Source organism: Streptomyces sp. HUAS MG91, assembly GCF_040529335.1.
GTDB classification, from domain to species: Bacteria; Actinomycetota; Actinomycetes; order Streptomycetales; family Streptomycetaceae; genus Streptomyces; species Streptomyces tabacisoli.
Map to the genome: position 1 here is coordinate 5,529,362 of NZ_CP159534.1, position 26,593 is coordinate 5,555,954.

At 72.2% G+C, this 26,593-nt stretch carries 23 protein-coding genes; 18 read left to right on the forward strand and 5 right to left on the reverse strand.

What is annotated here, in order from left to right; translation table 11 throughout:
• Nucleotides 1-125: 125 nt before the first annotated feature.
• The 5 genes from ABII15_RS25365 to nudC all read left to right on the forward strand — a co-directional run bounded on the left by ABII15_RS25365 (nt 126) and on the right by nudC (nt 10,192).
• Nucleotides 126-491: an MGMT family protein gene (locus ABII15_RS25365; protein ID WP_353944597.1), complete on the forward strand. Its 366-nt coding sequence runs from the start codon at nt 126-128 to the stop codon at nt 489-491.
• A gap of 278 nt (nt 492-769) precedes the next feature.
• Nucleotides 770-4,132: an ATP-dependent DNA helicase gene (locus ABII15_RS25370; protein WP_353944598.1), complete on the forward strand. Its 3,363-nt coding sequence runs from the start codon at nt 770-772 to the stop codon at nt 4,130-4,132.
• A gap of 63 nt (nt 4,133-4,195) precedes the next feature.
• Nucleotides 4,196-7,735 (forward strand): ATP-dependent DNA helicase, encoded by a 3,540-nt coding sequence (locus ABII15_RS25375; protein WP_353944599.1) that lies wholly within the window; start codon nt 4,196-4,198, stop codon nt 7,733-7,735.
• 10 nt (nt 7,736-7,745) lie between these two features.
• Nucleotides 7,746-9,158 carry a dipeptidase gene (locus ABII15_RS25380; RefSeq protein ID WP_353944600.1) on the forward strand — a complete coding sequence of 471 codons (1,413 nt, stop codon included), beginning with the start codon at nt 7,746-7,748 and terminating at the stop codon, nt 9,156-9,158.
• An 86-nt stretch (nt 9,159-9,244) separates the two neighbouring features.
• Nucleotides 9,245-10,192 (forward strand): NAD(+) diphosphatase, encoded by a 948-nt coding sequence (gene nudC / locus ABII15_RS25385; RefSeq protein WP_353944601.1) that lies wholly within the window; start codon nt 9,245-9,247, stop codon nt 10,190-10,192.
• An 18-nt stretch (nt 10,193-10,210) separates the two neighbouring features.
• Here nudC and ABII15_RS25390 read toward each other — a convergent pair whose 3' ends face one another.
• Complete coding sequence (locus ABII15_RS25390; protein ID WP_255973298.1) at nt 10,211-10,453, reverse strand: mycoredoxin; 243 nt, start codon at nt 10,451-10,453, stop codon at nt 10,211-10,213.
• Between the two features lie 162 nt (nt 10,454-10,615).
• On the opposite strand from ABII15_RS25390, the gene ABII15_RS25395 reads away from it, so the two are divergent.
• The 5 genes from ABII15_RS25395 to ABII15_RS25415 all read left to right on the forward strand — a co-directional run bounded on the left by ABII15_RS25395 (nt 10,616) and on the right by ABII15_RS25415 (nt 14,505).
• Nucleotides 10,616-12,838 (forward strand): ATP-dependent DNA helicase UvrD2, encoded by a 2,223-nt coding sequence (locus ABII15_RS25395; protein WP_353944602.1) that lies wholly within the window; start codon nt 10,616-10,618, stop codon nt 12,836-12,838.
• Nucleotides 12,839-12,999: 161 nt separating this feature from the next.
• A complete protein-coding gene (locus ABII15_RS25400) occupies nt 13,000-13,317 on the forward strand; it encodes a hypothetical protein (protein WP_353944603.1) in 318 nt (105 codons plus the stop codon).
• A 187-nt stretch (nt 13,318-13,504) separates the two neighbouring features.
• Nucleotides 13,505-13,873 carry a WhiB family transcriptional regulator gene (locus ABII15_RS25405; protein WP_111666400.1) on the forward strand — a complete coding sequence of 123 codons (369 nt, stop codon included), beginning with the start codon at nt 13,505-13,507 and terminating at the stop codon, nt 13,871-13,873.
• Nucleotides 13,870-14,193 (forward strand): hypothetical protein, encoded by a 324-nt coding sequence (locus ABII15_RS25410; RefSeq protein WP_351451735.1) that lies wholly within the window; start codon nt 13,870-13,872, stop codon nt 14,191-14,193. The genes ABII15_RS25405 and ABII15_RS25410 overlap by 4 nt, the downstream gene beginning before the upstream one ends.
• 108 nt (nt 14,194-14,301) lie before the next feature.
• Nucleotides 14,302-14,505 (forward strand): hypothetical protein, encoded by a 204-nt coding sequence (locus tag ABII15_RS25415; RefSeq protein WP_353944604.1) that lies wholly within the window; start codon nt 14,302-14,304, stop codon nt 14,503-14,505.
• Here the strand turns inward: ABII15_RS25415 and ABII15_RS25420 are convergent, their stop codons facing one another.
• Together ABII15_RS25420 and ABII15_RS25425 are read right to left on the reverse strand one after the other, a co-directional pair.
• Nucleotides 14,506-15,909, reverse strand: coding sequence for an AarF/ABC1/UbiB kinase family protein (locus ABII15_RS25420; RefSeq protein WP_353944605.1), 1,404 nt, complete (start codon nt 15,907-15,909; stop codon nt 14,506-14,508).
• Between the two features lie 67 nt (nt 15,910-15,976).
• Nucleotides 15,977-17,140: a ThiF family adenylyltransferase gene (locus ABII15_RS25425; protein WP_353944606.1), complete on the reverse strand. Its 1,164-nt coding sequence runs from the start codon at nt 17,138-17,140 to the stop codon at nt 15,977-15,979.
• Between the two features lie 218 nt (nt 17,141-17,358).
• Between ABII15_RS25425 and ABII15_RS25430 the strand changes: the two genes are divergently transcribed.
• The 4 genes from ABII15_RS25430 (at nt 17,359) to ABII15_RS25445 (ending at nt 21,212) form a co-directional block, all read left to right on the forward strand.
• Complete coding sequence (locus ABII15_RS25430; protein ID WP_353944607.1) at nt 17,359-17,955, forward strand: M48 family metallopeptidase; 597 nt, start codon at nt 17,359-17,361, stop codon at nt 17,953-17,955.
• A gap of 134 nt (nt 17,956-18,089) precedes the next feature.
• Nucleotides 18,090-19,748, forward strand: coding sequence for a TerD family protein (locus ABII15_RS25435; protein WP_353944608.1), 1,659 nt, complete (start codon nt 18,090-18,092; stop codon nt 19,746-19,748).
• 11 nt (nt 19,749-19,759) lie between these two features.
• Nucleotides 19,760-20,440, forward strand: coding sequence for an AIM24 family protein (locus ABII15_RS25440; protein WP_111666394.1), 681 nt, complete (start codon nt 19,760-19,762; stop codon nt 20,438-20,440).
• A gap of 16 nt (nt 20,441-20,456) precedes the next feature.
• Nucleotides 20,457-21,212: an AIM24 family protein gene (locus ABII15_RS25445; protein WP_353944609.1), complete on the forward strand. Its 756-nt coding sequence runs from the start codon at nt 20,457-20,459 to the stop codon at nt 21,210-21,212.
• 69 nt (nt 21,213-21,281) lie between these two features.
• On the opposite strand, the gene ABII15_RS25450 is transcribed toward ABII15_RS25445, so the two are convergent.
• Nucleotides 21,282-21,806, reverse strand: coding sequence for an NUDIX hydrolase (locus tag ABII15_RS25450; RefSeq protein ID WP_353944610.1), 525 nt, complete (start codon nt 21,804-21,806; stop codon nt 21,282-21,284).
• A complete protein-coding gene (locus ABII15_RS25455) occupies nt 21,803-23,254 on the reverse strand; it encodes a zinc-dependent metalloprotease (RefSeq protein WP_353944611.1) in 1,452 nt (483 codons plus the stop codon). The genes ABII15_RS25450 and ABII15_RS25455 overlap by 4 nt, the downstream gene beginning before the upstream one ends.
• A 192-nt stretch (nt 23,255-23,446) precedes the next feature.
• Here ABII15_RS25455 and ABII15_RS25460 point away from each other — a divergent pair, with 192 nt between their 5' ends.
• The 4 genes from ABII15_RS25460 to ABII15_RS25475 all read left to right on the forward strand — a co-directional run bounded on the left by ABII15_RS25460 (nt 23,447) and on the right by ABII15_RS25475 (nt 26,577).
• A complete protein-coding gene (locus tag ABII15_RS25460; RefSeq protein ID WP_353944612.1) occupies nt 23,447-24,559 on the forward strand; it encodes an SDR family oxidoreductase in 1,113 nt (370 codons plus the stop codon).
• A gap of 123 nt (nt 24,560-24,682) precedes the next feature.
• Complete coding sequence (locus ABII15_RS25465; protein ID WP_353944613.1) at nt 24,683-25,147, forward strand: molybdenum cofactor biosynthesis protein MoaE; 465 nt, start codon at nt 24,683-24,685, stop codon at nt 25,145-25,147.
• 103 nt (nt 25,148-25,250) lie between these two features.
• Nucleotides 25,251-25,415, forward strand: a complete 165-nt coding sequence (locus ABII15_RS25470; protein ID WP_353944614.1) for a hypothetical protein — start codon at nt 25,251-25,253, stop codon at nt 25,413-25,415.
• A 73-nt stretch (nt 25,416-25,488) separates the two neighbouring features.
• The gene (locus ABII15_RS25475; protein ID WP_353944615.1) at nt 25,489-26,577 is read left to right on the forward strand and encodes a PDZ domain-containing protein; all 1,089 of its coding nucleotides are present in this window, start codon (nt 25,489-25,491) and stop codon (nt 26,575-26,577) included.
• Nucleotides 26,578-26,593 lie beyond the last annotated feature (16 nt).

Below are 26,593 nucleotides of genomic sequence, written 5' to 3' on the forward strand. Positions count from 1 at the left end.
TAGGGGGGCATCAGGGTGCATCCGTGGGGCGCGGAGTCGTCGGCAAGCGCCTTCTCGTACATCTGTCCAGGGCACCGCCCGCCGTTCCGCCGGTGTTGTCGGTGCCGTGCGGCAGGATGGGTCGGATGAGCGAGGAGAGCGAGCCGGCAGGAGAACTTCCCGAGTACGCGGAGCGGGTGCTCGAGGTGGCGGAGCTGATTCCGCCCGGGCGCGTCATGACGTACGGGGACGTCGCCGAGTGGCTGGAGGAGGGCGGGCCGCGCCAGGTCGGGCGCGTGATGGCCCTCTACGGCGGAGCGGTGCCGTGGTGGCGCGTGGTGCGCGCCGACGGAGCGATGCTGCCCGGCCACGAGCTGCGGGCGCTCGACCACTACCGGGAGGAGAGCACCCCGCTGCGTGAGGCGTCCCGTGCCGTCCAGGGCCACCTGCCGCGCCTCGACATGAAGCGGGCTCGATGGGACGGGCAGACCCGTACGGAAGCTCACAATTGACAGCTTCCGCCATCCCGCGCGCGGGTGGGGTGCCGGTGGCCCGTACGGGGGAAACGGGACGCGGGGGGCACTTCGAGAGGCCCGTGTCCGTTCGTGAGACAGCGCACACCTGTGCCGGACGGGGGCCGGGACAGGCGCCGGAAGCCCGGCTTCCGCCACACTCGACGGCGTAGCGTCGACGGCACCGTCGATGGCAGACACCTCCCTCACCCCGCGGCCACCGCCTCGCGCGGACGACGCGTCGACCACCAGCACACCCACCAGGACCAGCGATCCACGTGAGCTCCTCTTCGTCCACCCGCTACCTGTCGCAGCACCAGGCTCGACAGGGGATGCCCGGCGCGTACCGACTGGTGCGTACCCCGCCGGCACCCGTGGACCCCCCTCGTCTGGACGCACGTCAGCGTGCGGTGGTTGACCACGCACACGGCCCCCTGCTGGTGCTGGCCGGGCCGGGCACCGGCAAGACCACCACGCTCGTGGAGGCGGTCGCGGCCCGCATCGCCCAGGGCGTCGAACCCGCGCGCATCCTGGTGCTCACGTTCAGCCGCAAGGCCGCCGTCGAACTGCGCGACCGCATGGGCCTGCGCATCGGAGCGGCGCGCGCCCCGCAGGCGACGACGTTCCACTCGTTCTGCTACGCCCTCGTCCGCGCCCACCAGGACGCCGACCTCTTCGCCGAGCCGCTGCGCCTGCTGTCCGGCCCCGAGCAGGACGTCACCGTACGAGAGCTGCTCGCGGGCCAGATCGACCTGGAGCGGGCCGGGCTCGGCCACGTGCGCTGGCCCGACGAACTGCGCGCCTGCCTCACCACGCGCGGCTTCGCGGACGAGGTGCGCGCGGTGCTCGCCCGCAGCCGCGAGCTGGGCCTCGGGCCCGCGGCCCTGGACTCCTTCGCCCGGCGCATCGGCCGCCCGGACTGGGGCGCGGCCGCCACCTTCCTGGCCGAATACCTGGACGTCCTCGACATGCAGGGCGTGCTCGACTACGCGGAACTGGTGCAGCGCGCGGTCCTGCTCGCCCACCGCACCGAGGTCGCCGAGCAGCTGGCCGCCCAGTACGACGCCGTGTTCGTCGACGAGTACCAGGACACCGATCCGGCCCAGGTACGGCTGCTGCACGCCCTCGCCGGGAGCGGCCGCACCCTGGTCGCGTTCGGCGACCCGGACCAGTCGATCTACGCGTTCCGCGGCGCGGACGTCAACGGCATCCTGGACTTCCCGCACGCCTTCCCGCGCTCGACGGGCGTGCCCGCGCCGGTCGAGGTGCTGACCACGTCCCGCCGCTCGGGCGCCCGCCTCCTGGACGCCACTCGGCGCGTCACCCAGCGGATGCCGCTGACCCGGCTGCCCGCGGAGAAGGTGCGCGCCCACCGTGAGCTCAGCCCCGTGCGCGACGGCGGCCGGGCCGAGGTCTACACGTACCCGACGTCCGGCGCGGAGCTCGACAACATCGCGGACATCCTGCGCCGCGCGCACCTGGAGGACGGCGTCCCGTGGAGCGACATGGCCGTACTGGTGCGCGCGGGCGCGCGGGGCATCCCGTCCATGCGGCGCGCTCTCACCGCGGCCGGCGTTCCGGTGGACATAGACGGCGACGATCTGCCGCTGCGCCACGAGCCGGCGGTCATGCCGCTGCTCACCGCGCTGAAGGCGGTCGCGCAGGGCCCGGCGGAGACCGCACCGGACGCGGACCCGGATTCCGAGGCCGACCCGGATTCCGAGTCCGGCACGGATTCTGAAGGCGAGACGGATACCGAAGCGTCCTGCTGGCTGGACACCGAGACGGCTCTCACGCTGCTCGGCTCGCCGCTCGCCGGTATGGACGCCGCCGATCTGCGCCGCCTCGGGCGCGCCCTGCGCGAGGAGGAGCGCGCCGGGGGCAACCCTCTGCCGCCGCCCTCCGACGACCTGCTCGCGCGTGCTCTCGCCGAGCCCGAGCGGCTCGCCGCGCAGGATCCGGCGTACGCGCGCGGTGCGCAGCGCCTGGGCGCACTGCTCGCGCGGGCCCGCGCGAAGCTCGCCGACGGAGGCACCGCGGAGGAGGCCCTCTGGGAGCTGTGGAACGGCACGCCCTGGCCGCAGCGGCTGGAGCGAGCCGCGCGGCGCGGCGGCGCCGCGGGCCGCAACGCCGACCGCGACCTGGACGCCGTGTGCGCGCTGTTCGCCGTCGCCTCGCGCGCGGAGGAGCGCACCGGCGGCCGCGGCGCGCGCAACTTCCTGGAGGAGATCGAGGCCCAGGACATCGCCGCCGACACCCTCGCCGGACGCGCCGTACGGCCCGACGCCGTCCGCCTGATGACCGCGCACCGCTCCAAGGGCCTGGAGTGGCGGCTCGTCGTCGTGGCGGGCGTCCAGGAAGGCCTGTGGCCCGACCTGCGGCGCCGCGGCTCCCTCCTGGAGGCCGACCGCATCGGGCGCGACGGACTCGCCGAACCGCTCACCCCCGGCGCGCTGCTCGCCGAGGAGCGCCGCCTGTTCTACGTGGCCGCTACGCGCGCGCGGGAGCGCCTGGTCGTCACCGCGGTGAAGGCGCCCGCCGACGACGGGGACCAGCCCTCCCGGTTCCTGACCGAGCTCGGCGTCGAGCCCAAGGACGTCGCGGGCCGCCCGCGCCGCCCCCTGTCCGTCGCCGCGCTCGTCGCCGAGCTGCGCGCCACGACCGTCGACCCGCGCGTGTCCGACGCCCTGCGCGAGGCCGCCGCCCGCCGCCTGGCCCGGCTCGCCGCGCTCAGCGACGACGACGGCAGACCCCTGGTGCCGTCCGCCCACCCGTACCGCTGGTGGGGCATGGACGAGCCGACCGAGAGCAAGGTCCCGCTGCGCGACCGCGACAAGCCCGTCGTGCTCTCCGGCAGCGCCCTCGACCAGCTCGCCAACACCTGCGCCCTGCAGTGGTTCCTGGGCCGCGAGGTCAAGGCGGACGCCCCCGCCACCGCGGCCCAGGGCTTCGGCAACGTCGTGCACGTCCTGGCCGACGAGGTCGCCTCCGGGCGCACCCCCGCCGACCTGGCCGTCCTCATGGAACGCCTCGACTCGGTGTGGGACGCCCTCGCCTTCGACGCGCCCTGGAAGTCGGCCCAGGAGAAGGAGCACGCGCGCGTGGCGCTGGAGCGCTTCCTCCAGTGGCACGTCATGGACCGCGGTGGGCGCACCCCCGTCGCCAGTGAGCACGACTTCGACGTGACGCTGGAAGCGGGCTCCTACGAAGTGCGCATCCGCGGCTCCATGGACCGCGTCGAGCGGGACGCCGAAGGCCGCGCCTACGTGGTCGACTTCAAGACCGGGAAACAGGCGCCCAGCGCCGCCGACGTCGCACGCCACCCACAGCTCGCCGTCTACCAGCTCGCCGTCACCGAGGGCGCCGTCGACGAGCCCTTCGACGGCGCGCGCCCGCACCCCGGCGGCGCCGAACTGGTGCAGCTGCGGCAGGGCGCCGCCAAGAAGGACGGCGGGGAGACGCTTCCCAAGGTGCAGGCGCAGGAGCCGCTGGACGGGGAGTGGGTCGGCGACCTCCTCGCCACCGCGGCGGGCAAGGTCCTCGACGAGCGGTTCGCGCCGACCACCGGCCAGTACTGCACGCACTGCGCCTTCCGCGCCTCGTGCAGCGCGCGACCCGAGGGCAAGCACGTCGTGGAGTGACGTGCGCCTCCGCCGCGGCGGAACGGGCCGGTGCTGTCGGTGGTGCCGGTTAGCCTCGATGAGGTGACCACACGCCTCACCGACCCCGAACAGCTCAAGGAGCTGCTGGGCATCCCGTTCACCCCGGAGCAGATGGCCTGCATCACGGCGCCGCCCGCCCCGCAGGTGATCGTGGCCGGAGCCGGTTCCGGCAAGACGACGGTGATGGCCGCGCGCGTGGTCTGGCTGGTGGGCGCCGGACAGGTCGCGCCCGAGCAGGTGCTCGGCCTCACCTTCACCAACAAGGCGGCGGGCGAGCTGGCCGAGCGCGTCCGCAAGGCCCTGATCAGGGCGGGCGTCACCGACCCCGACGCCATCGACCCGGACAACCCACCGGGCGAGCCGGTGATCTCCACGTACCACGCCTTCGCCGGCCGCCTCCTGACCGACCACGGCCTGCGCATCGGGCTCGAACCGACGACGCGGCTCCTTGCCGACGCCACCCGCTTCCAGCTCGCCGCGCGCGTGCTGCGCGAGGCCCCGGGCCCGTACCCGGCGCTCACCCGCTCCTTCGCCGATCTGGTCAGCGATCTCCTGACCCTCGACGGAGAGCTGGCGGAACACCTCGTACAGCCGGGCAGGCTGCGCGCCCACGACCAAGAGCTGCTGCACACCCTGGAAGCCGTCAAGCTCAGCAACGCCGATCTGCGCAAGGTGCCCGAGGCCGCCGCCGCCCGGCTGGAGCTGGCCGAGCTGGTGGGGCACTACCGAGCCGCCAAGCGCACCCGGGACGTCCTCGACTTCGGCGACCAGATCGCCCTGTCCGCCACCCTCGCCGACACCCGGCCCGAGGTCGGCGAGATCCTGCGCGACGAGTTCCGGGTCGTGCTGCTCGACGAGTACCAGGACACCTCTGTCGCCCAGCGGATCCTGCTGGCGGGCCTGTTCGGCGGCGGCACCGGGCACGCCGTCACCGCCGTGGGCGACCCCTGCCAGGCGATCTACGGATGGCGCGGCGCCTCCGTCGCCAACCTCGACGACTTCCCCGAGCACTTCTCCCACGCCGACGGTGGGCCCGCCACCCGCTTCGCGCTCAGCGAGAACCGCCGTAGCGGCGGCCGGCTGCTCGACCTCGCCAATGGCCTCGCCGAGCCGCTGCGCGCGATGCACGCGGGCGTGGAGGCCCTGCGCCCCGCACCCGGGGCCGAGCGCGACGGCCTGGTGCGCTGCGCCCTGCTGCGCACCCACGGCGAGGAGATCGACTGGCTCGCCGACTCCCTCGCCCACCTGGTCGCCACCGGGACGGCACCCGGCGAGATCGCCGTCCTGTGCCGCACCGCGACCGACTTCGCCGAGATCCAGGGCGCGCTCGTCGCCCGCGACATCCCCGTCGAGGTGGTCGGCCTATCCGGCCTGTTGCACCTCCCGGAGATCGCCGACCTGGTCTCCGTGTGCGACGTGCTCCAGGACCCCGGCGCGAACGCCGCACTGGTGCGTGTCCTGACCGGCCCGCGCTGGCGCATCGGCCCGCGCGACCTGGCGCTCCTCGGACGCCGGGCGCGCCTGCTGGTGTCCCACACGCGCGGGAGCGCCGGCGATGACACCGACGACGCGGACCGGCGCCTGGCCGAGGCGGTCGAGGGTGTCGACCCGTCCGAGGTGATATCGCTGGCGGACGCGCTCGACACGTTCCTGGAGACCTCCGTGGAGGCCGACGGGGACGACGACGGGCTGCCGTTCTCCCCGGACGCGCGCGTGCGCTTCGCCCGCCTCGCCGCCGAACTGCGCGACCTGCGCCGCTCCTTGTCCGACCCGCTCATGGACGTACTGCACCGGGTCCTGGCGGTCACCGGCCTGGAGGTCGAACTCTCGGCGTCCCCGCACGCCCTGGCGGCCCGCCGTCGCGAGACGCTGTCCAACTTCCTGGACATCGCCGCCTCCTTCGCGGCCAACGACAGCTCGGCGACCCTGCTCGCCTTCCTCGCCTTCCTGCGCACCGCGGCCCAGTACGAGAAGGGCCTGGACAACGCGCTGCCGGGCGGCGAGAACACCGTGAAGGTGCTCACCGCCCACAAGTCCAAGGGCCTCGAATGGGACGTCGTCGCCGTCCCCGGACTCGTGACCGGCACGTTCCCGAGCACCCAGGGCCGCGAGAAGTGGACCGCCCAGGGCAAGGTCCTGCCGCACGCGCTGCGCGGCGACGCCGCCACCCTGCCCGACATCGAGGCGTGGGACTCCAGGAGCATGAAGGCCTTCCAGGCCGACATGAAGGACCACCAGCACACCGAGGAACTGCGGCTGGGCTACGTCACGTTCACCCGCCCGCGCAGCCTGCTGCTCGGCTCAGGGCACTGGTGGGGCCCGTCGCAGAAGAAGAAGCGCGGCCCCTCCGACTTCCTCCAGGCGCTGTACGACCACTGCGCCACCGGCCACGGCGACATCGAGGTCTGGGCGGACGAACCGGGCGACGACGAGGAGAACCCGGCCCTTCAGGAGGCGTCGGCCGAGCAGGCCTGGCCGCTGCCGCTCGACGAGGCGTCCCTCGCCCGGCGGCGCGCGGCGGCCGACACCGTCCTCGCCCATCTGGAGCGCGCGGCGGGCCCCGCGCAGGCACGCGCCCACACCCGGACCCACCCCGCCGCCCACGACGAGCCGCCCTTCGAGGACCCCGACTGGCCGCCCCCGCCGGACGACGACGCCTTCGGCGAGGACGAACCCCCCGTGCCGGACGAGGAGTTCCCGGACGACTGGGAGAACCTGCCCACCGAGCGCCCCAAGGTCCCGCACCCGGCACCTGAAGCCCAGGATCCGGAAACAGCGCACCACGCGCGCGTGCCCCAGCCGCACACCCCGGCGGTCCCGCACCCCGCGCACGCCCCCGAGTACGAGCTCACCCCGGAGGAGGCCCGCACCATCGACTCCTGGGACCGCGACCTGGACGCCCTCGCCGGAGAGCTGATGCGCGCCCGCGCGGCGGTGCGCGAGGTGCCCCTGCCCCAGTCGCTCACCGCCTACCAGCTGATGCGGATCGCCGCCGACCCCGACGGCTTCGCCCAGGAGCTGGTGCGGCCCATGCCCGCCCCGCCCCAGCCGGCGGCCCGCCGGGGCACCCGCTTCCACGCCTGGGTCGAGTCCCGCTTCGAAGAGCTGCGGCTGCCCATGATCGACCCCGACGAGCTGCCCGGGAGCGACGCGGAGATCGCCGACGAGCGCGACCTGGAAGCGCTCAAGGAAGCCTTCGAGCGCACCCCGTACGCCCACCGCACCCCGCACCGGGTGGAGCTCCCCTTCCAGCTGGCCATCGCGGGCCGCGTCGTCCGCGGCCGTATCGACGCCGTCTACAAGGAGGGTGACGGGGAGGAGACGACGTACGAGATCGTCGACTGGAAGACCGGCCACCAGCAGAACGCCGACCCGCTGCAGCTCGCCATCTACCGGCTCGCCTGGGCCGAGCGGCAGGGAGTACCGCCGGAATCGGTGGACGCCGCGTTCCTGTACGTCCGCACCGGGGAGACGGTACGGCCGCGCAGCCTGCCCGGCCGGGCGGAGCTGGAGCGGCTCCTCACCCGGGATCCGCTGGTCGTCGAGGAGCCGCCGGACGAGCACCCCTCCGCGGGGGACTAGGCTCGTGACCATGAGCAAGCCCGTTGACAACGCCGTCAGCACTGTCCGTGCGTACATCGAGGACCACCGCGAGGCGTTCCTCGACGACCTGGCCGCATGGCTGCGGATCCCCTCCGTGTCCGCCCAGCCCGACCACGCCCCGGACGTGCGGCGCAGCGCCGACTGGCTCGCCGCCAAGCTGGCCGAGACCGGCTTCCCGACCACCGAGGTGTGGCCCACGGCCGGCGCCCCCGCGGTCTTCGCCGAGTGGCCCTCCGGCGACCCCGAGGCCCCCACGGTCCTCGTCTACGGACACCACGACGTACAGCCCGCCGCCCGCGAGGACGGCTGGGACACCGACCCCTTCGAGCCCGTCGTCGTGGGAAACCGCCTCCACGCGCGCGGGGCGGCCGACGACAAGGGGCAGGTGTTCTTCCACACACTCGGTGTGCGCGCCCACCTCGCCGCCACCGGCCGCACCGCCCCCGCGGTCAACCTGAAGCTGCTCGTCGAGGGCGAGGAGGAGTCGGGCTCCCCGCACTTCCGGAAGCTGATCGAGGACCGCAAGGAGCGGCTCACCGCCGACGCCGTGATCGTCTCCGACACCGGCATGTGGTCCGAGGACACCCCCACCGTCTGCACCGGCATGCGGGGCCTCGCCGACTGCGAGATCGAGCTGTACGGACCCGACCAGGACATCCACTCCGGCTCGTTCGGCGGCGCCGTGCCGAACCCGGCGACCGCCGCGGCCCGCCTGGTCGCCGCGCTGCACGACGAGCACGCGCGCGTGGCCGTCCCCGGCTTCTACGACGGCATCGTCGAACTCACCGACCGCGAGCGGGAACTCTTCGCCGAGCTGCCCTTCGACGAGGAGCAGTGGCTGCGCACGGCGAAGTCCCACGCCACCTTCGGAGAGGCCGGGCACACCACCCTGGAGCGCATCTGGGCCCGGCCCACCGCGGAGGTCAACGGCATCGGCGGCGGCTACCAGGGCCCCGGCGGCAAGACGATCGTGCCGTCGTCGGCCATGCTCAAGCTCTCCTTCCGGCTGGTGGCGGGGCAGGACCCTGACCACGTCGAGAAGGCCGTCACCGCCTGGGTCGCCGACCAGCTGCCCGCCGGGATCCGCCACGAGATCACCTTCGGGGCCGCCACCCGGCCGTGCCTGACGCCCCTCGACCACCCCGCCCTGCAGTCCGTCGTCCGCGCCATGGGGAAGGCCTTCGAGCAGAAGATCCGCTTCACGCGCGAAGGCGGCTCGGGCCCCGCCGCCGACCTCCAGGACGTCCTCGACGCCCCGGTGCTGTTCCTGGGCATCTCGGTCCCCTCGGACGGCTGGCACGCCCCGAACGAGAAGGTCGAACTCGACCTCTTGATGAAGGGTGTGGAAACAGCCGCCCACCTGTGGGGCGATCTCGCCGAGAGCTGGGCAGAGGCTCCGTGACCGAGGCACCCCGCACCCGCAGAGCCGTAACTCCTGCTGAACCGCCCGCCGCACCACCCATTCCACCGGGGGAGTTGGAAGCACCCGTGACCACCTGGACCGACCGCGCCGCCGACCGGCCGCTCTCGCTCGCCGCGCCGAGCGGCATCGACCGCGCCGCGCACCACCGTCTCGACGAGGCGTGGCTCGCCGCCGCCTGGAGCCACCCCACGACCCGGGTCTTCGTGGTCTCCGGCGGTCAGGCGCTGATCGACGAGACACCGGACGGCGCGACGGAACTGGTCATGACGCCGGCCTTCGAAGCCCCGCTCACCGAGGCGCACCGCTACTTCCTGGGCACCGACGACGACGGCATCAGCTACTTCGCGCTCCAGAAGGACACGCTGCCCGGCCGCATGGACCAGTCCGCGCGCCCGGCCGGTCTGCGCGAGGCCGGTCTGCTGCTCTCCCACCGGGACGCGGGCCTCATGGCGCACGCCGTCGCCCTGGAGAACTGGCAGCGGCTGCACCGCTTCTGCTCCCGCTGCGGCGAGCGCACCGTCATCGCCGCCGCGGGCCACATCCGCCGCTGCCAGGCCTGCGGGGCCGAGCACTACCCCCGCACCGACCCGGCCGTGATCATGGCTGTCACGGACGAGCAGGACCGCATCCTGCTCGGCCGCCAGGTGCACTGGCCCGAAGGCCGCTTCTCGACGCTCGCCGGGTTCGTGGAGCCGGGCGAGTCCATCGAGCAGTCGGTGCGCCGCGAGGTGTGGGAGGAGGCCGGCGTCGTCGTCGGCGACGTCGAGTACGTCGCCAGCCAGCCCTGGCCGTTCCCGTCCAGCCTGATGCTCGGCTTCATGGCCCAGGCCACGTCCACGGAGATCAACGTGGACGGGGACGAGATCCACGAGGCCCGCTGGTTCTCCCGCGACGACCTGCGGGCCGCCTTCGAGTCCGAGGAGGTCATTCCTCCCTACGGCATCTCGATTGCGGCCCGCCTGATCGAGCTCTGGTACGGCAAGCCCCTGCCGAAGCCCAGCGACGCGCTGTAGGCCCCGGCGCCGGGGGACTCAGGCGCCGATCTTCTGCTTGACCTGCGCCAGCGAGGGGTTGGTGAGCGTCGAACCGTCGTCGAAGAGGACGGTGGGAACCGTCTGGTTCCCGCCGTTCGCCTTCTCGACGAACGCCGCCGACTCCGGGTCGTGCTCGATGTTGATCTCGCTGTACGCGATGCCTTCGCGGTCCATCTGCTTCTTCAACCGCTGGCAGTAGCCGCACCAGGTGGTGCTGTACATCGTCACAGTGCCCGGCATGTTCCTCGCGCTCCTTCAAGGCTGGGGATGCGTGTTCGCAATGGGTCGAACGTACGCGACCGTGCGCCCATTCCCGCACGTCGGGCGCATTAGTACGACCGGCGCCCGCTGCCTGTGGACAACGCGACGCATCCGCCCCCGCGGACCTGGCAGCATGGCGGGGTGACAGCAGCAACGCACTCCACCCTGTTCCCGCAGGTCCCGGAATCGGCCGACGCGGTGCTCGACGGGCTCGACCCCGAGCAGCGCGCCGTCGCGACGGCCCTGCACGGTCCGGTGTGTGTGCTCGCGGGCGCCGGCACGGGCAAGACGCGCGCGATCACCCATCGCATCGCGTACGGCGTCCGCGCCGGGATCCTCCAGCCCAATACCGTCCTCGCCGTCACCTTCACCAACCGCGCCGCGGGCGAGATGCGCGGCCGGCTCCGACAGCTCGGCGCGGGGGGAGTGCAGGCCCGCACCTTCCACTCCGCGGCCCTGCGCCAGCTCCAGTTCTTCTGGCCGAAAGCGGTCGGCGGCGACCTGCCCCGGATCGTCGACCGCAAGATCCAGCTCGTCGCCGACGCCGCGGCCGCCTCCCGGCTCCGCCTGGACCGGGGTGAGCTGCGCGACGTGACCGCGGAGATCGAATGGTCCAAGGTCACCCAGACCGTCCCCGGCGACTATGCGGCCGCGGCCCACAAGGCGGCCCGGGAGACCCCCCGCCACCCCGCCGAGATCGCCCAGATCTACTCCGACTACGAGACCCTCAAGCGCGACCGGGGCGTCATCGACTTCGAGGACGTGCTGCTGCTGACCGTCGGGGTGCTGCAGGACCGGCAGGACATCGCCGAGCAGGTCCGCGCCCAGTACCAGCACTTCGTCGTGGACGAGTACCAGGACGTCAGCCCGCTCCAGCAGCGCCTGCTCGACCTGTGGCTCGGTGACCGGGACAGCCTCTGCGTCGTCGGCGACGCCAGCCAGACGATCTACTCCTTCACCGGCGCCACCCCGGACCACCTGCTGAACTTCCGCACCCGCCATCCCAGCGCCACCGTCGTCAAGCTGGTCCGTGACTACCGCTCGACACCCCAGGTGGTGCATTTGGCCAACGGCGTGCTCGCCCGGGCCAGGGGCCGCGCCGCCGAGCACCGCCTCGAACTGATCTCCCAGCGCGAGGCGGGACCCGAACCGGTCTACGTGGAGTACGCCGACGAACCCACCGAGGCCGAGGGCGCGGCCCGCCGCATCCGCGAGCTGATCGCCTCCGGGGTCACCGCGGGCGAGATCGCCATCCTGTTCCGGACCAACGGGCAGTCGGAGATCTACGAGCAGGCCTTGGCCGACGCGGGCGTGCCCTACCAGCTGCGCGGCGCGGAGCGCTTCTTCGAGCGGCCCGAGGTGCGCAAGGCCGGCCACTCCCTGCGCGCGGCGGCCCGCTTCGGCGGCAATGACGCCGGGCTCGACGAGGCCGTCGACCTGCCCTCCCAGGTGCGAGCCGTCCTCTCCGGGGAGGGCTGGACGACCCAGCCGCCCGCCGGGTCCGGCGCCGTGCGCGAGCGCTGGGAGTCCCTCGCGGCCCTCGCCCGGCTCGCCGAGGACTTCGCGCGGGCCAACCCGGCCGCGACCCTGGCCGACCTCGTCACCGAACTCGACGAGCGGGCGAACGCCCAGCACGCCCCCACGGTGGACGGCGTCACCCTCGCGTCGCTGCACGCGGCGAAGGGCCTGGAGTGGGACGCCGTGTTCCTGGTCGGGGTGGCCGAGGGCATGATGCCGATCTCGTACGCCAAGACCGACGAGCAGGTCGAGGAGGAGCGGCGGCTCCTGTACGTCGGCGTGACGCGCGCACGGCGCCACCTGGGCATCTCCTGGGCGCTGTCCCGGTCGCCGGGCGGCCGCCCGAACCGCAGGGCGAGCCGCTTCCTCGACGGACTGCGGCCGGGCTCCACCGGTCCCGCCGGGCGCGGCGCGGGCGGCGGGACCGGCGGCGTCGAGCACGGGACGCGGCCGGACGACGCCGTGTGGGAGCCGCCGGCCGGAGCCCGGCGCCGGGGCGACCGGAAGGTGGCGCGCTGCCGGGTGTGCGGGCACACGCTCGACGCCGCCGAGATGAAGCTGATGCGCTGCGAGGACTGCCCGTCCGACATGGACGAGGGGCTCTACGACCGGCTCATCGAGTGGCGCGCGCGCACGGCGGCCACCCTCGGCCAGCCCGCGTTCTGCGTCTTCACGGACAAGACGCTGATCGCGATCGCGGAGGCCTCGCCGGACGACGAGCGGGAGCTGTCCCGCATCCCGGGTGTCGGCCGACGGAAGTTTCGGACCTACGGCTCCGATGTTCTCGCTCTTTGCGCAGGTCAGATGGTGGGGGATGAGACCGATGAAGGCGCGGGGGGCGCCTGATTCAAACTCGTCGAAAAAATAGTTTGCGCATGCCCCAGCAATCCCCATAGGTTCTTAAGCACGAGAGCAGCGGCCTTCTCCAAGGCCCTGGTTCCGTGTTGTACTTGAAAGCCGTCGGACCGGTTCACCGGTCCCCTAGACGCCGAGAGGAGGCGATTCCAGTGATCAGCATCAACGCCAGCTCCACCGTGAAAATGACCGATCGCTCGGTCGTCGCTTCCTGCCTGCTCGGCTTCTCGAACCTGGGCACCGGTCTGTCTGGCCTCAGCGCCATGCGTCCGGAGTCCGGCATGTCCCTCGCTTCCCTGCCGATTCGCGAGGGCAATGAGCGACCGACCAAGGCACCGGAAGCAGTAGCGACGGCACAGGCCCAGGCCTATGCCTTTGCAGCGGCCGGTGCCGGATTCCGGAAGCAGACGACGCACCACCACACGATGTGGGCCTTCCGTGGGCCTGAACCCTGGAGTGATCCAGCCTGATCTTCGATCAGGCCGGCGCCTTCAGGGCCGCGGAACCCCATCCGGGATCCGCGGCCCTTCTGTTTTCCCGGAAGAACCAGCGGTCTTCCGAGGGACCAGTACGAAGGGGCCTCGGGACAACAAAAGAACCCGGTACCACCGCCACCCGGCCCACCGGCCGGAACGACCAGACGAGGAAGACGAAACCGTGCAACTCGAAGCGCACGCCCCGTCCGTTCCGCCTTCAGACCCTCTCCCCCCGCCCGTCCCCACGGAGGACTCCACCTTGAACCCGCTGACTGCGCTCACCGCGCTCGACGACGCCATCGAGAACCTCGGCGTGCCCGTCCCCTGCCGTGCCTACGACCCCGAGGTCTTCTTCGCGGAGTCGCCGGCGGATGTCGAGTACGCCAAGTCCCTCTGCCGTACCTGCCCGCTGGTCGAGGCCTGCCTCGCCGGCGCCAAGGAGCGGCGTGAGCCGTGGGGCGTCTGGGGTGGCGAGCTGTTCATCCAGGGAGTCGTCGTGGCCCGCAAGCGGCCGCGTGGCCGCCCGCGCAAGAACCCGGTCGCGGCATGAACACCCGAGGAACGATCGACCGCCCCCTGACGCACGACCCCAAGAAGCAGGCCCCGATGAAGCCGTCCACGAGCGAGCCCGCCGGCTCCGTGACTCCAGACTTTCCGACGTCCGACGCGAACGACTCGCGTCAGAACAGGACCCGTCAGATGCAACTCGCCCCAGAAGCCCTGGCTCGTGCGCATATGCACGAGCGCATGCGTGAGGCCGACATCGACCGCCAGGCCATGCGCCTGGTGATCGCCCGTCGGATGCAGCGCCGTGCCGAGCGCGCCTCGCTGCGCGCCCGCCGCGCGCTCGCCATGGCCGTCATGCAGTAATCACAGCGACAGCACCCGGCTGTTCGTGCGGGGGTCGGTCCGGACCGGACCGACCCCCGCGGTGCGTTGTGCCGGGCGATCGGCCGAGCACGGCGTTATCGTCGCCGGGTGACGTCTCTTCCTGGCGGGGACTCCGCGCGGCAGCCGGAACAGCGGACCCTGGTGTGCGCCCGCTGCGGTACGACCGCCGAGGCGACACCCTTGACCTGGACGTACTCCGTCGAAGGCGGCGTCCGGCGCCACTTCTGCGAAGCCTGCTCCCGGGAGAACATCCGGGCCATCGAGGGACGCCTCGACTCCGACCGCTGGTGATCAGGCCTCGGCGGCGGGCGGCTCCGGGTCTCCCTCCTCGGTACCGGCCTCCTCGGAGTCGGTCTCCTCGGAGTCGGTCTCCTCGACCACGAACCCCGTCACCCAGGCCTCCAGTTCATCCCTCAGCCGCACGGTCGCACCCAGCTGGCACAGCACGCCGATCGTGCTGAGCGTCACCCGGTGGATCAGCAGATACGCCGGCGGCAGATTGAGCTGCCTGCCCAGCTGGTGGGCGGGGGAGCGGGGATCGGCGATCCGCGCCGCCTGGTTGCGCATCCACGAACGGGTGAAGGTGAACTCCTCGACCTGTGCCGGCTCGATGATCGGCAGCAGATAGTCGAGCACCGCGTCCGGCTCCAGCTGGATGGACTCCCGGACGAAGCCCTCCTCGCGCAGCAGCTCGTAGATCGCGCTCGCGTCGCCCTCCAGCGTCAGCCGCAGCGAGTCGCCGATCGGCGCGGGCAGCCCGCCCGGCAGCCGGTCGACCGTGCCGAAGTCCAGGACGCCCAGCCGCCAGCCGCTCTTGTCGTCGGGCAGCAGGCGGAAGTTTCCCGGGTGCGGGTCCGCGTGCAGCAGCCCCGTGCGCGCCGGTCCCGAGAACAGGAAGCGAGCCAGCAGCTGGCCCGCCCGGTCCCGCTGTTCCTTGCTGCCGTCGCTGATGATCTCGGCGAGCGGGATGCCGTCGATCCACTCCGTCACCAGCACCTGCTCGCACTGGTGCACCACGTGCGGCACCACGACATCGGGATCCCCGTCGAACTCCTCCGCGTGTGCCTGCTGCGCCCGCGCCTCCAGTGCGTAGTCCAACTCCTCCGAGACCCGGTCGCGAAGCTCGGTGATGAGCGGCTTGATGTCCATCCCGGGAATGAGCGGGCCCAACAGGCGCGCGAAACGACCCAGTTGATTCAAGTCGGACAGCAGCGCCTCGCCCGCGCCCGGGTACTGGACCTTCACGGCGACCTCCCGGCCGTCGTGCCACACCGCTCGGTGCACCTGCCCGATCGACGCGGCCGCCGCGGGCTTGTCCTCGAACTCCAGGAACAGCTCGCGCCACTCCGCCCCGAGCCGCTCGTCGAGCACCGCGTGCACCGTCCGGGTCGGCATCGGAGGCGCGGCCTCCTGGAGCTTGGTGAGGGCGGCGCGGTAGGGGCCGGCGACATCCTCCGGCAGCGCGGACTCGAAGACGGACAGTGCCTGCCCGAACTTCATCGCCCCGCCCTTCAACTCACCCAGGACGCGGAACAGCTGCTCCGCCGTGCGCTGCTGGAGCTCCCGGCCGACGAGCTCGGCGGACTTGCCGCCGATCCGCTTGCCGATGCCCCAGGTCGCCCGGCCCGCGAAGCCGATGGGTAGAGCGGCCAGCTTGGCGGTACGGGTAACCGCCTTGCGGGGAAGATCAGACATACACCCCTCCAAGTGCCGGACAGCCGTGCCGCGCATGTCCAGCCGTCGTGGCGCCGTCGGCCATTGCCTACCCCGCCATTGTGTCGTGCGGCTCTTCCTCCACGGGGGTCTCCTTCCCGTAACCTCCCTCACCCGCACCGCACGGACACTCCGGATGCGGCCACACCGGACGTGCGTGCCAGTCGAGCCCCGGCGCGGACGTCTCCCAGCGCGCCCCCGTGCTGGACGGCAGCTCACCGTCCAGGAAGGCCAGCCCGTGAGCGGCCGCAAGCCCCGCCACAGCTGTGGAAAGGCCCACGTCACAGGCCTGAACCTGACGCGAGGAGCGGCCCGAGCCCCACTGCGCGAGCAGCCGCGGCCAGGTCGGATCACGGTCGGCGCGCCCCAGGAGCAGACAGCGGGCACATCCCGTGCCGCCCGGCAGCACCAGGGGCCCCACCATGCCCGTGGCCTCGACCACGCCCGCGTACAGATGCGGGATCCCCGCGGCCATCAGATCCTCGACGGCCACCGGGTCGGGGGAGTGGATCCCGAGCCCGTCCCGCGGCGCGACGATCACCAGCGACAGCTGAGGTCCGCCCTGCTCGTGCTCGGCCGGGCGTGGCGCGGTCCTGCGCCGGTCCGGGCGCGGCGGCCTGGCCGGCGCCGTGGCACGCACCACCCGCTGCGCGGCCACCTCGCGGCGCTCGCCCACCGCCTCCGTGGTCTGCCCACCCGGCGCCACGTCCCACGGCTCGACGCAGCCGCCGTCCCGCACGTCGACATGGCCGACTCCCGCCGCGGCGAGGACCGAGGCGATCACCGCGCCCACCCGCCCGGCCCCGCGCACCTGCACCCGCATGGTGTGCCGTGCCGCCAACTTCCGCATTCCTTCGGCGGGTTCTGACGTGGTGACCGTCAGAGCCGCATGGTCGGGGCGGAGCCGGTCCAGGACCGCCGTCCGTCGGCGCAGGGCGTCGGCCTCGGGTCCGCCGCCGGTCGCGTCGTCGATCAGGCCCGCCCCGGTCAGCCGGTCGAGGAGCGCGTCCACATGACCGTCGGGCAGCCCCATCCGGCGGGCCTCGTCCCGCAGCAGGGGCACGCCCCGCGTGCCGTCGAGCAAGGTCAGAAAACTCCCGGTGGCCGTGTCGACCGGTCCGAGTACCACCGCGTGTGCCGGTGTCACACCGAACTGCACCGTGTTCAGGTCGTGCCAGCCGCGCCGCAGCGCGGGCTTGAGGATCGGATGCATGGCTGTCCCCCATGGTCCCCCGTGCCGTGCTCCCACCGGTGCGGCGGGAGCCGTTCGCGTCGATCGATGGCCAGCATGCCCGCCGGGCCCGACGGGTGCGGAAAGTTGTCCACAGGCAGTGGGTGATAGTCGTACGAATCGATCGCTGGTGACGCGGGGCCGCACCGAAGACTTCCGGAGGCGGGACTTCCGCCCTGTACAGCGGGTAACGTCGGGGCGTGCCCGCCGACCCACTGCACCGTGCCACGACCACGCAGCGCAGCATGGAGAAACCGCCGCCAGGCGGTCTCGGGGCGAGCGCGGTCGAGGTCCGCAGGAGTTCCCGGCGACGCCGGACGGTCTCCGCCTACCGCGAGGGCGACCGCACCGTGGTCCTCATCCCGGCCCGGATGTCGGAGGCCGAGGAGAAGCGCTGGGTCGGCGTCATGCTCGACAAGCTCGCGGCGCAGGAGAGCAAGCGGGTCCTCGGCGACGCCGAGCTGGCCGAGCGCGCCGAGCGGCTCTCCGAGCAGCACCTGGAGGGCAAGGCCCGCCCCGCGTCCGTTCGCTGGGTCACGAACCAGAACACCAGGTGGGGATCGTGCACCCCCGCCGAGGGCAGCATCCGGCTCTCGCACCGGCTGCAGGGCATGCCCGAGTACGTCATCGACTACGTACTGCTCCATGAGCTGGCCCATCTGTTGGTGCCCGGACACGGCCCGCGTTTCTGGCGGCTTCTGGAGGCGTATCCGCGTACGGAAAGGGCGCGCGGCTATCTCGAAGGAGTGGTCGCCGCGGACCGGCTGCCGCATCCGCCGGCCGCGCGCGGCGAGTGATCGATCCCTGAGGACACCCGCTTCCCGACGAGGACGGTTCTGTACCAGGGCTGTACCGACATCCACCGATGTCGGCGTTTGCAGTTAGCCTGGCGCGACGCAATCACCATCGGGATGGGGGACGGTCGTTACGCATGGCCAGGGAATTCCAACGCGGCCACAAGGCCAAGATCAGTGACCTCACGGCGGGCACCGATCTGTACGTGGGCGTACAGATCGCCGGTCCCGGACTGACCTTCGACATCAGCTGCTTCGGCCTCGACGCCGAGGAGCGGCTCTCCGACGACCGTTACTTCGTCTTCTTCAACCAGCCGAAGACGCCCGAGGAGTCCGTCCAGCTCCTGGGCGCGCAGGCCGGTGACACCGAGTCCTTCCGCGTCACGCTCGACAAGATCCCCGCCCAGATCCAGAAGCTGTCCTTCACCGCGACCATCGACGGCGCGGGACAGATGTCGCAGGTGGGCCCGGGATACATCCGGATCGTCGCCGGTGGTGAGGAGGTGGCCCGGTACGCCTTCAACGGCGCCGAGTTCTCCACCGAGCGTGCCGTGATGCTCGGCGACTTCTACCTGAAGGACGTCTGGCGTTTCGCCGCTGTCGGACAGGGCTTCGACGGCGGTCTGGACGCGCTGCTCAAGAACTTCGGCGGCGAGGTCGCCGAGGAGGAGCCCGCCGCCGCGCCCGCGCCGCCCCAGCAGACCGCGGCCCCCGGCTTCGCGCCGCCCGCCTTCGGCGCCCCGGCCACCCCGGCGCCCGCGCCCATGCCGCCGCCCGCTCCCGCGCCTCCGCCCGCCCCCGCGCCGCAGAGCTTCGCGCCGCCGCAGGCGCCGCCCCCGCCCGCCCCGGCCGCACCGTCGATCCACCAGGCGCCCACCGTGGTCGGCCCCCTGACCACACCGCCGGGCACCGTGCCGCCGCCCCCGTCCGCCCCGAACCCGTACGGGCAGCAGCAGCCGCAGCAGCAGTTCGGCCAGGTCCCGGGCCAGGGAGGCGCGACGCTGCCGCCCGGCTACGGACCGCAGTCCCCGACCCCGCCCATGCCGCCCGGCTACCAGCAGCCGCCCGCCGCGCCGTCTCCGTTCGGCGGCCCCCAAGGCGTCCCGCAGGGCGTGCCGCAGCAGGCCGCGGCGCCCGGCGTCGCCGCTGCCCTGGAGAAGTACCGCGAGGCGCCCACCGGCCAGCGCTGGACGCCGCAGAACAAGAAGCTGATCCGCGTCGACCTCGGCGCCGCCGGTGACCAGCCCGTGCTCGCCCGCCAGGGCAGCATGGTGCTGTACCAGGGCAAGGTCGACTTCAGCTACAAGGGAGCGGGCTTCGCGGGCCGCATCGTGGGCAACGCCACCGGCCAGGAGATGCAGCTGATGCGCTGCACCGGCCGCGGCCAGGTGTTCTTCGCCGAAGAGGCCTCCTACCTGCACCCCGTCGAGCTCCAGGGCGACGCCATCTGCGTCTCCTCGGAGAACGTGCTGGCCTTCGACGAGAGCCTTCAGTACGAGGTGCGCAGGATCGAGGGACACGGCATCCCCGGCGGCGCCCTGTTCGTGATGCAGTTCCAGGGCACCGGAACCGTCGTCGTCAAGACCCACGGCACCCCCGTGGTCCTGCCGGTGACCCCCACGACGTTCGCCGACTCCAACGCGGTGGTGGCCTGGTCCGCCGCCGCCCAGGCGATCGTCTCCAGCCAGGTCCGCATGCGCCGCAACGCCTATCCCGGCCACAGCGGCGAAGGCGTGAACCTGCAGTTCCGGGGCGCACCCGGCAACTTCATCGTCGTCCAGCCGTACGAGGTCTGAGGGAGCCCGTCATGAACCAGCCACTCGCGGGCTTCGCCCCGACACCCGTGGCCGCCCGCATGGAGAACCACGGCAGCAACATGCTGAAGGTCGCCATGCAGACCGGAAACGACCTCCTCGCGCGTGTGGGATCGATGGTCGCCTACGAAGGCTTCGTCCAGTACGAGCCCAACCCGCCCGCCGTGCGCCAGATCGCCCGCGACTGGATCACCGGCGAGGGCGCGCCCTTGATGAAGGCGTCCGGCGACGGCCTGCTCTACCTCGCCGACTACGGCGCGGACGTCGTCGTCATCAACCTGGGCGGCGACTCGATCTCGGTCAACGGCACCAACCTGCTCGCCCTCGACGCCCACCTCCAGTGGGGCGTGGAGCGCGTGAAGGGCCTCGCCAAGTTCACCGGCCAGGGCCTGTGGAACATCACCATCAGCGGCCAGGGCTATGTCGCCCTGACCTCGCGCGGCACCCCGATCGTCGTCGACTGCGGACGCGGCGAGGACGAGACGTACGTGGACCCGGACGCGCTCATCGCCTGGTCGCCGCAGCTGAAGGTGAAGGGCAAGCGCAGCTTCCGGGCCGGCTCGCTCATCGGGCGCGGCAGCGGCGAGGCCTACCAGATGGGCTTCTCCGGCGAGGGCATCGTCGTCGTACAGCCCAGCGAGGACAGCACCGACCGTCTCCGAGTCCGGGGCTGAGGGGGAGCGACACACCATGCAGAGCCCGCTTTTCGCATACGCCGACCAGCAGTCACAGGACCGCTACACCGTGCAGAACCCGCAGATGCTGCGGGTCGTCCTGGAAGGCCACGACGACCTCCTCGCCCGCAAGGGCTCGATGGTCGCCTACCAGGGACTCGTCGAGTTCGACGGCGAGTACCAGGCGCACGGCCAGCAGCGCGCCCGCGCGATCACCGGCGAGGGCCTGAGCCTCATGCGCTGCCACGGCCAGGGCATCGTCTACCTCGCGAACCTCGCCCAGTACGTGCACGTGGTGGACGTGGAGCAGGACGGCCTGACCGTGGACAGCAACTACGTCCTGGCCATGGACTCCGGCCTGCACCACGAGGTCATCGCGGTGGACAGCCAGTTCGGCATCTCCGGCTCCGGCAAGTACCAGCTCAACATCACCGGGCGCGGCAAGGTCGCCCTGATGACGTCGGGCCAGCCGCTGATGATGCAGGTCACGCCCGACAAGTACGTCAATGTCGACGCGGACGCCATCGTCGCCTGGTCGACCGGCCTCCGGGTCCAGATGCAGGCGCAGACGCACTCCTCGGGCGTCTGGCGGCGCCGGGGCAACACCGGTGAGGGCTGGGAGCTCAGCTTCATGGGCAGCGGCTACGCCCTCGTCCAGCCCAGCGAGCTGCTGCCGCCGCAGCACGCGGCGATCGGCGGTGGTCTCGCCGCCCAGTACGGCATGGGGCAGCAGGGCGCCCGCGGCGCGAACCAGGGCAACGTCTGGAGCTAGGCGCCGCGTAGGCATATGGGTAAGGGGCAGTCGCCATAGCGACTGCCCCTTACCCATACCAGGGCGCCGCTACAGGCGCGCCCGAGTCGCCTCCACGAGGCGGACCACTGACGTGTCGGCGACGTCAGCGACCTTGTCGTACGGGAACCAGCGCAGGTCCAGGGACTCGTCGCTGATGGCCTCCGTGGCGTCCGGCGCGGCGAGCGCCGCGTACTGCACGTCCAGGTGCTGGGTGCACGGGCCCGGGATCGGATGCCGGTCGAGACGGACCGGCCCGCCCGCGAGCAGCGTCAGACCCGGTACGCCGGACTCCTCCGTCGCCTCGCGCAGGGCCGCGGCCGCCAGCGTCCGGTCACCGTGCTCGCAGTGGCCCCCCATCTGGAGCCACATCCGCAGCTTCTTGTGGAGCGTGAGCAGGACCCGCCCGCGCGCGGGGTCGATCACCAGGGCGCTCGCCGTCAGGTGGCCGGCCGTGCACGGCTTCCACATGCCCGCCTCACCGTGCGCGGAGAGGTGGTCCAGGTAGACCTGGCGCAGCTCCGGCTGGTCCTCGTAGCCCTTCAGCACCAGGACCGCGTCGTCGTACAGGCTCACTTGGTGTCGTCGTCCTCGCCCGTGTCGTCGTCCTTGGTGAGCTTCGGCTTGTCGCCGCTGCCGCCGGCCGCCTCGCCGAGCATCTTGTCGAGCTCGGAGAAGTCCAGCTGCTCACGGTGGACGAAACCGTCCGGGTCGTCCAGGTCGGACGCCGTCGGCAGCATGTCCGGGTGCGCCCACAGGCCGTCACGGCCGTCGACCCCGCGCGCGTCCGTGAGCGAGGCCCACAGGCGCGAGGCGTCGCGCAGCCGGCGCGGACGCAGCTCCAGACCGATCAGCGTCGCGAACGTCTGCTCGGCCGGGCCGCCGGTCGCACGGCGGCGGCGCAGCGTCTCGCGCAGCGCGTCGGCGGACGACAGACGCGGCTTGGCGGCCGCGTGGACCACCGCGTCGACCCAGCCCTCCACGAGCGCCAGAGCGGTCTCCAGACGGGCCAGGGCGGCCTTCTGCTCCGGGGTGTCCTCCGGCTGGAACATGCCCTGCTGGAGTGCTTCCTGGATCTGCTCGGGGTTCTGCGGGTCGAACTGGCCGACCACGTCCTCCAGCTTGGTGGTGTCGACCTTGATCCCGCGCGCGTAGCCGTCCACCGCGCCGAACAGGTGCGAGCGCAGCCACGGTACGTGGGCGAAGAGCCGCTGGTGGGCGGCCTCGCGCAGGGCCAGATAGAGGCGGACCTCCTCCTGCGGGACGCCGAGGTCCTTGCCGAACGCCTCGATGTTCAGCGGCAGCAGCGCGGCTTTGCCGGCCGGGGCCAGCGGCAGGCCGACATCCGTGGAGCCGACGACCTCGCCCGCGAGCACGCCGAGCGCCTGCCCGATCTGCGAGCCGAACATGGCGCCGCCCATGGAACGCATCATCCCGATGAGCGGGCCCGCCATGGCCTGCATCTCCTCGGGCAGCACGTCGCCCATGGCCATGCCGACCCGCTCGGCGACCGGGTCGACGAGCTCCTTCCACGCCGGGAGGGTCGCCTCGACCCACTCGGCGCGGCTCCACGCCACCGCGGTACCGGCGCCCGAGGGCAGCGACGTCGCGTCGTCCAGCCACAGGTCGGCCAGACGCACCGCCTCCTGGACCGCGGTGCGGTCGGCGGGGCCCACGCTCGCGTCCTTCACGCCGTCCTGCGTGCCCTGGGAGACCGTCTGGCGGGCGATGTCCTTGGCCATGTCCCAGTTCACCGGCCCGCCCTCGTACGAGAGCATCTGGCCGAGCTGCTGGAACGCCGCACCCAGATCGTTCGGATTCATCGAGCCGAACATCGCCGCGAACGGGTTGTCCCCGCCCGCGCCACCGGGGCCGCCCGCGCCGGGGAGGCCCGGGATGCCGCCGAATCCGAACGGATTGGCCGGTCCCTGACCGCCACCGCCCTGCTGGTCCTTCTTCTTGCCCTCGTCGCCGTCTTCCGGCTCCTCCGGCGGAAGGCCGAAACCGAATGGGGTGTCACTCACGGGATTCCTCGGCTGGTAAGGCCACCGGTTCTGCCCGGTGGCGACTGCCCGACTTACACACACCCAGCGTAGACACCGCGACGGGATCGGGCCTCGGTGCTTCGCCGACTCATGGCCTGCGGCAGGATGGATGCCTCCTGGTACGTACGTGTCATTCACGTACTTACCGAAGACAACCGCTGGAGACGCCCGGTGAGTTCCCCAGATCCGCAGGTTCGCGCAGCGCGAAACCCTTCAACCAGTCCGGCCGTGCGCGGCCCCGTCGTCGCGGTCACCGGTGCCGCGTCCGGCATCGGCGCCCTGCTCACCGAGCGGCTCGCCGCCTCCGACGAGATCAAGCAGGTGCTCGCCATCGACGAGCGGCGGGGCGAGTGCGCCTCCGCCACCTGGCACGTTCTGGACGTACGGGATCCGGCCATCGCGGAGAAGCTGCGCGGCGCGGACGTCGTGGTGCACCTCGCGCTCGATCTCGATCTCGAGTCCGACCCGGCGGCACGCACCGCCTACAACGTGCGCGGCACCCAGACCGTGCTCACCGCCGCCGCCGCGGCCGGTGTGCACCGCGTCGTGCTCTGCACCTCGGCCATGGTCTACGGGGCCCTTCCCGACAACGAGCTGCCGCTCTCGGAGGACGCCGAGCTGCGCGCCACCGCGGAGGCGACCGGCGTCGGCGACCTCCTGGAGATCGAGCGGCTGGCCCGCCGCGCCCCTCGCGCGCACCCCGGCCTCAACGTCACCGTGGTGCGTCCCTCGGTGCTCGTCGGCGGCATGGACACGGCCCTCACGCGCTACTTCGAGTCCCCGCGCCTGCTCGTGGTGGCCGGTTCGCGGCCCGCCTGGCAGTTCTGCCACGTGGAGGACCTGTGCGGCGCGCTGGAGTACGCCGTCCTGGAGAAGGTCGACGGAGAGCTCGCGGTCGGCTGCGACGGGTGGCTGGAGCAGGAGGAGGTCGAGGAGCTGAGCGGGATCCGCCGCATGGAGCTGCCCTCGGCGGTCGCGCTCGGCGCCGCGGCCCGGCTGCACCGCATCGGCCTCACGCCCTCGCCCGCGGGTGACCTCGCCTACACGATGTACCCCTGGGTCGTCAGCGGGAGCAGGCTGCACGATGCCGGATGGCGGCCCCAGTGGACGAACGAGGAGGTCCTCGCGGAGCTCCTGGAGGAGGTCGCGGGCCGGCGCACTGTGGCCGGCCGGCGGCTCGGGCGCAAGGACGCGACGGCCGCGGGCGCGGCGGGCGCGACAGTGGCCCTGCTGGGTACGGCGGCCGTGGTGCGGCGGGTGCGCAAGGCCCGGCGGCGCATCTGAGGCACGGGGGCCGGACGGGAAGACCCCGCCGGCGGCCCCGCCGTGCGGAAAACCCGACTCCAAGCGGGTGCCCTGTAGGAGGCTCCAATTCACGGGTGCCGGACCGTACGGCACGATGAAGGCATGGCATCCACCCAGCACGACCACCCCGGTGAGCAGGCGGCCCAGGACCCCATCAGACTGCTCGCCGTCCGGGAGACCCCGCTCTCCGTCGACGAGGTCTTCCGCGCGGTCGGCGACGACGCGGCGGGCGGTACCGCGCTCTTCGTGGGGACCGTACGCAACCACGACGGCGGGGCCGACGTGGACCGGCTCGGGTACTCGTGCCACCCGACCGCGGAGGCCGAGATGCGACGTGTCGCCGAGAAGGTCGCCGCCGAGTACCCGGTGCGCGCGCTCGCGGCGGTGCACCGCGTCGGCGATCTGACGGTGGGCGACCTCGCCGTGGTCGTCGCCGTGTCGTGTCCGCACCGCGGCGAGGCCTTCGAGGCGTGCCGCAAGCTCATCGACGACCTCAAGCACGAGGTCCCGATCTGGAAGCACCAGACGTTCGCCGATGGGACGGAAGAGTGGGTCGGGGCCTGCTGAGGCTCCGGTTGCGTAACCGCCACCCTGCGGCGAGCGTTGACAGTGCGGATGGTTAATCTGCTGATCAGTCAGTTGCGGTCGCACATGGGGTCGGGAGGTCGGCATGGCAGTGCTCTTGTGGCTGCTGATTCCGGTTGTCGCTGCGGTCGGCGCCGCGCTCTGGGGCTCGTGGGCCGGACGGAGCAGGCACAAGACGGGTGACGTCACCGAGCTCAGCGGGTACGAACGTTTCCGCGAGGCGATGGAGAAGTCCCACTCCGGGACGTGAGGCCGCAGGGGCCGTCTCCCGTACGGACCGGCCCCACAGGTGCACGCACGGGCCCGTCCCGTACTGTCGTTCCATGCCACGCCGCACCGCGACGATGCTCGCCTCGACTCTGATGCTGATCGCGCTGCTCTGCGCGGGGGTCCTCATCAAAGTGCCCTACGCGGAGATGTCCCCGGGTCCGACGGTGAACACCCTCGCGGACCACGACGGCGAACCCGTCATCCAGATCGCCGGACACAAGACGTACGAGACCTCCGGGCATCTCAACATGACGACCGTCCGGGTCACCAGCGCCGACTTCAACATGAACCTGGTGTCGGCGGTCTACGGGTGGCTCGCCCACGACAGCATCGTGGTGCCGCACGACACCCTGTACCCGGACGGCCAGACGGAGGAGCAGTCCTCGCAGGAGAACGCCGAGGAGTTCAGCCAGTCCCAGGAGAGCGCCAAGGTCGCCGCCCTGGAGGAGCTGAACATCCCCGTGAAGTCGTGGGTGATCGTTTCCTCGGTCGTCAAGGACAGCCCCGCCGAGGGCCGGCTGCACGCCGGTGACGTCATCAAGGCCGTCGACGGCACCAGGATCACCAAGCCCGCCGACGTCGCCAAGCTGGTCACCAAGCACAAGGCCGGCGAGAACGTCGTGTTCACGGTCGTGCCCGTCAAGCAGGCCGCCGCCGCCGAGAAGGAGGGCAAGGAGGCGACCACGACGGAGAACGTGACGATCAGGACCGACAAGGCCGACGACGGCCGCGCGATCGTCGGCATCCAGGCCGGGACCGACCACACCTTCCCGTTCCAGATCGACATCAAGCTCGCCGACGTCGGCGGCCCCAGCGCCGGTCTGATGTTCTCCCTCGGCATCGTCGACAAGCTCACGCCCACCGATCTGACGGGCGGCAAGTTCGTGGCAGGCACCGGCACCATCGACGACGACGGCAAGGTCGGCCCCATCGGCGGCATCGGGATGAAGCTCGTCGGCGCGCGCGACAAGGGAGCGCAGTACTTCCTGACGCCGAAGGACAACTGCGCGACCGCGGCCAAGGACACCCCGAACGGGCTCACGCTCGTCAAGGTGGACACCCTGGACGACGCGATGGGCGCCCTGAAGGACATTCGCAGTGGCAACACCGGCGCCCTGCCGAAGTGCACCGCCAAGAGCTGAGACACGGCTCTACGTA

Bases quoted from the DNA above. Each gene is read 5' to 3' on its own strand.
- ABII15_RS25365 (WP_353944597.1), top strand. From the start codon at position 126: ATGAGCGAGGAGAGCGAGCCGGCAGGAGAACTTCCCGAGTACGCGGAG.
- ABII15_RS25380 (WP_353944600.1), top strand. From the start codon at position 7,746: ATGAGCAAGCCCGTTGACAACGCCGTCAGCACTGTCCGTGCGTACATC.
- ABII15_RS25390 (WP_255973298.1), bottom strand. From the start codon at position 10,453: ATGCCGGGCACTGTGACGATGTACAGCACCACCTGGTGCGGCTACTGC.
- ABII15_RS25410 (WP_351451735.1), top strand. From the start codon at position 13,870: ATGAACACCCGAGGAACGATCGACCGCCCCCTGACGCACGACCCCAAG.
- ABII15_RS25420 (WP_353944605.1), bottom strand. From the start codon at position 15,909: ATGTCTGATCTTCCCCGCAAGGCGGTTACCCGTACCGCCAAGCTGGCC.
- ABII15_RS25425 (WP_353944606.1), bottom strand. From the start codon at position 17,140: ATGCATCCGATCCTCAAGCCCGCGCTGCGGCGCGGCTGGCACGACCTG.
- ABII15_RS25435 (WP_353944608.1), top strand. From the start codon at position 18,090: ATGGCCAGGGAATTCCAACGCGGCCACAAGGCCAAGATCAGTGACCTC.
- ABII15_RS25440 (WP_111666394.1), top strand. From the start codon at position 19,760: ATGAACCAGCCACTCGCGGGCTTCGCCCCGACACCCGTGGCCGCCCGC.
- ABII15_RS25445 (WP_353944609.1), top strand. From the start codon at position 20,457: ATGCAGAGCCCGCTTTTCGCATACGCCGACCAGCAGTCACAGGACCGC.
- ABII15_RS25465 (WP_353944613.1), top strand. From the start codon at position 24,683: ATGGCATCCACCCAGCACGACCACCCCGGTGAGCAGGCGGCCCAGGAC.
- ABII15_RS25470 (WP_353944614.1), top strand. From the start codon at position 25,251: ATGGCAGTGCTCTTGTGGCTGCTGATTCCGGTTGTCGCTGCGGTCGGC.
- ABII15_RS25475 (WP_353944615.1), top strand. From the start codon at position 25,489: ATGCCACGCCGCACCGCGACGATGCTCGCCTCGACTCTGATGCTGATC.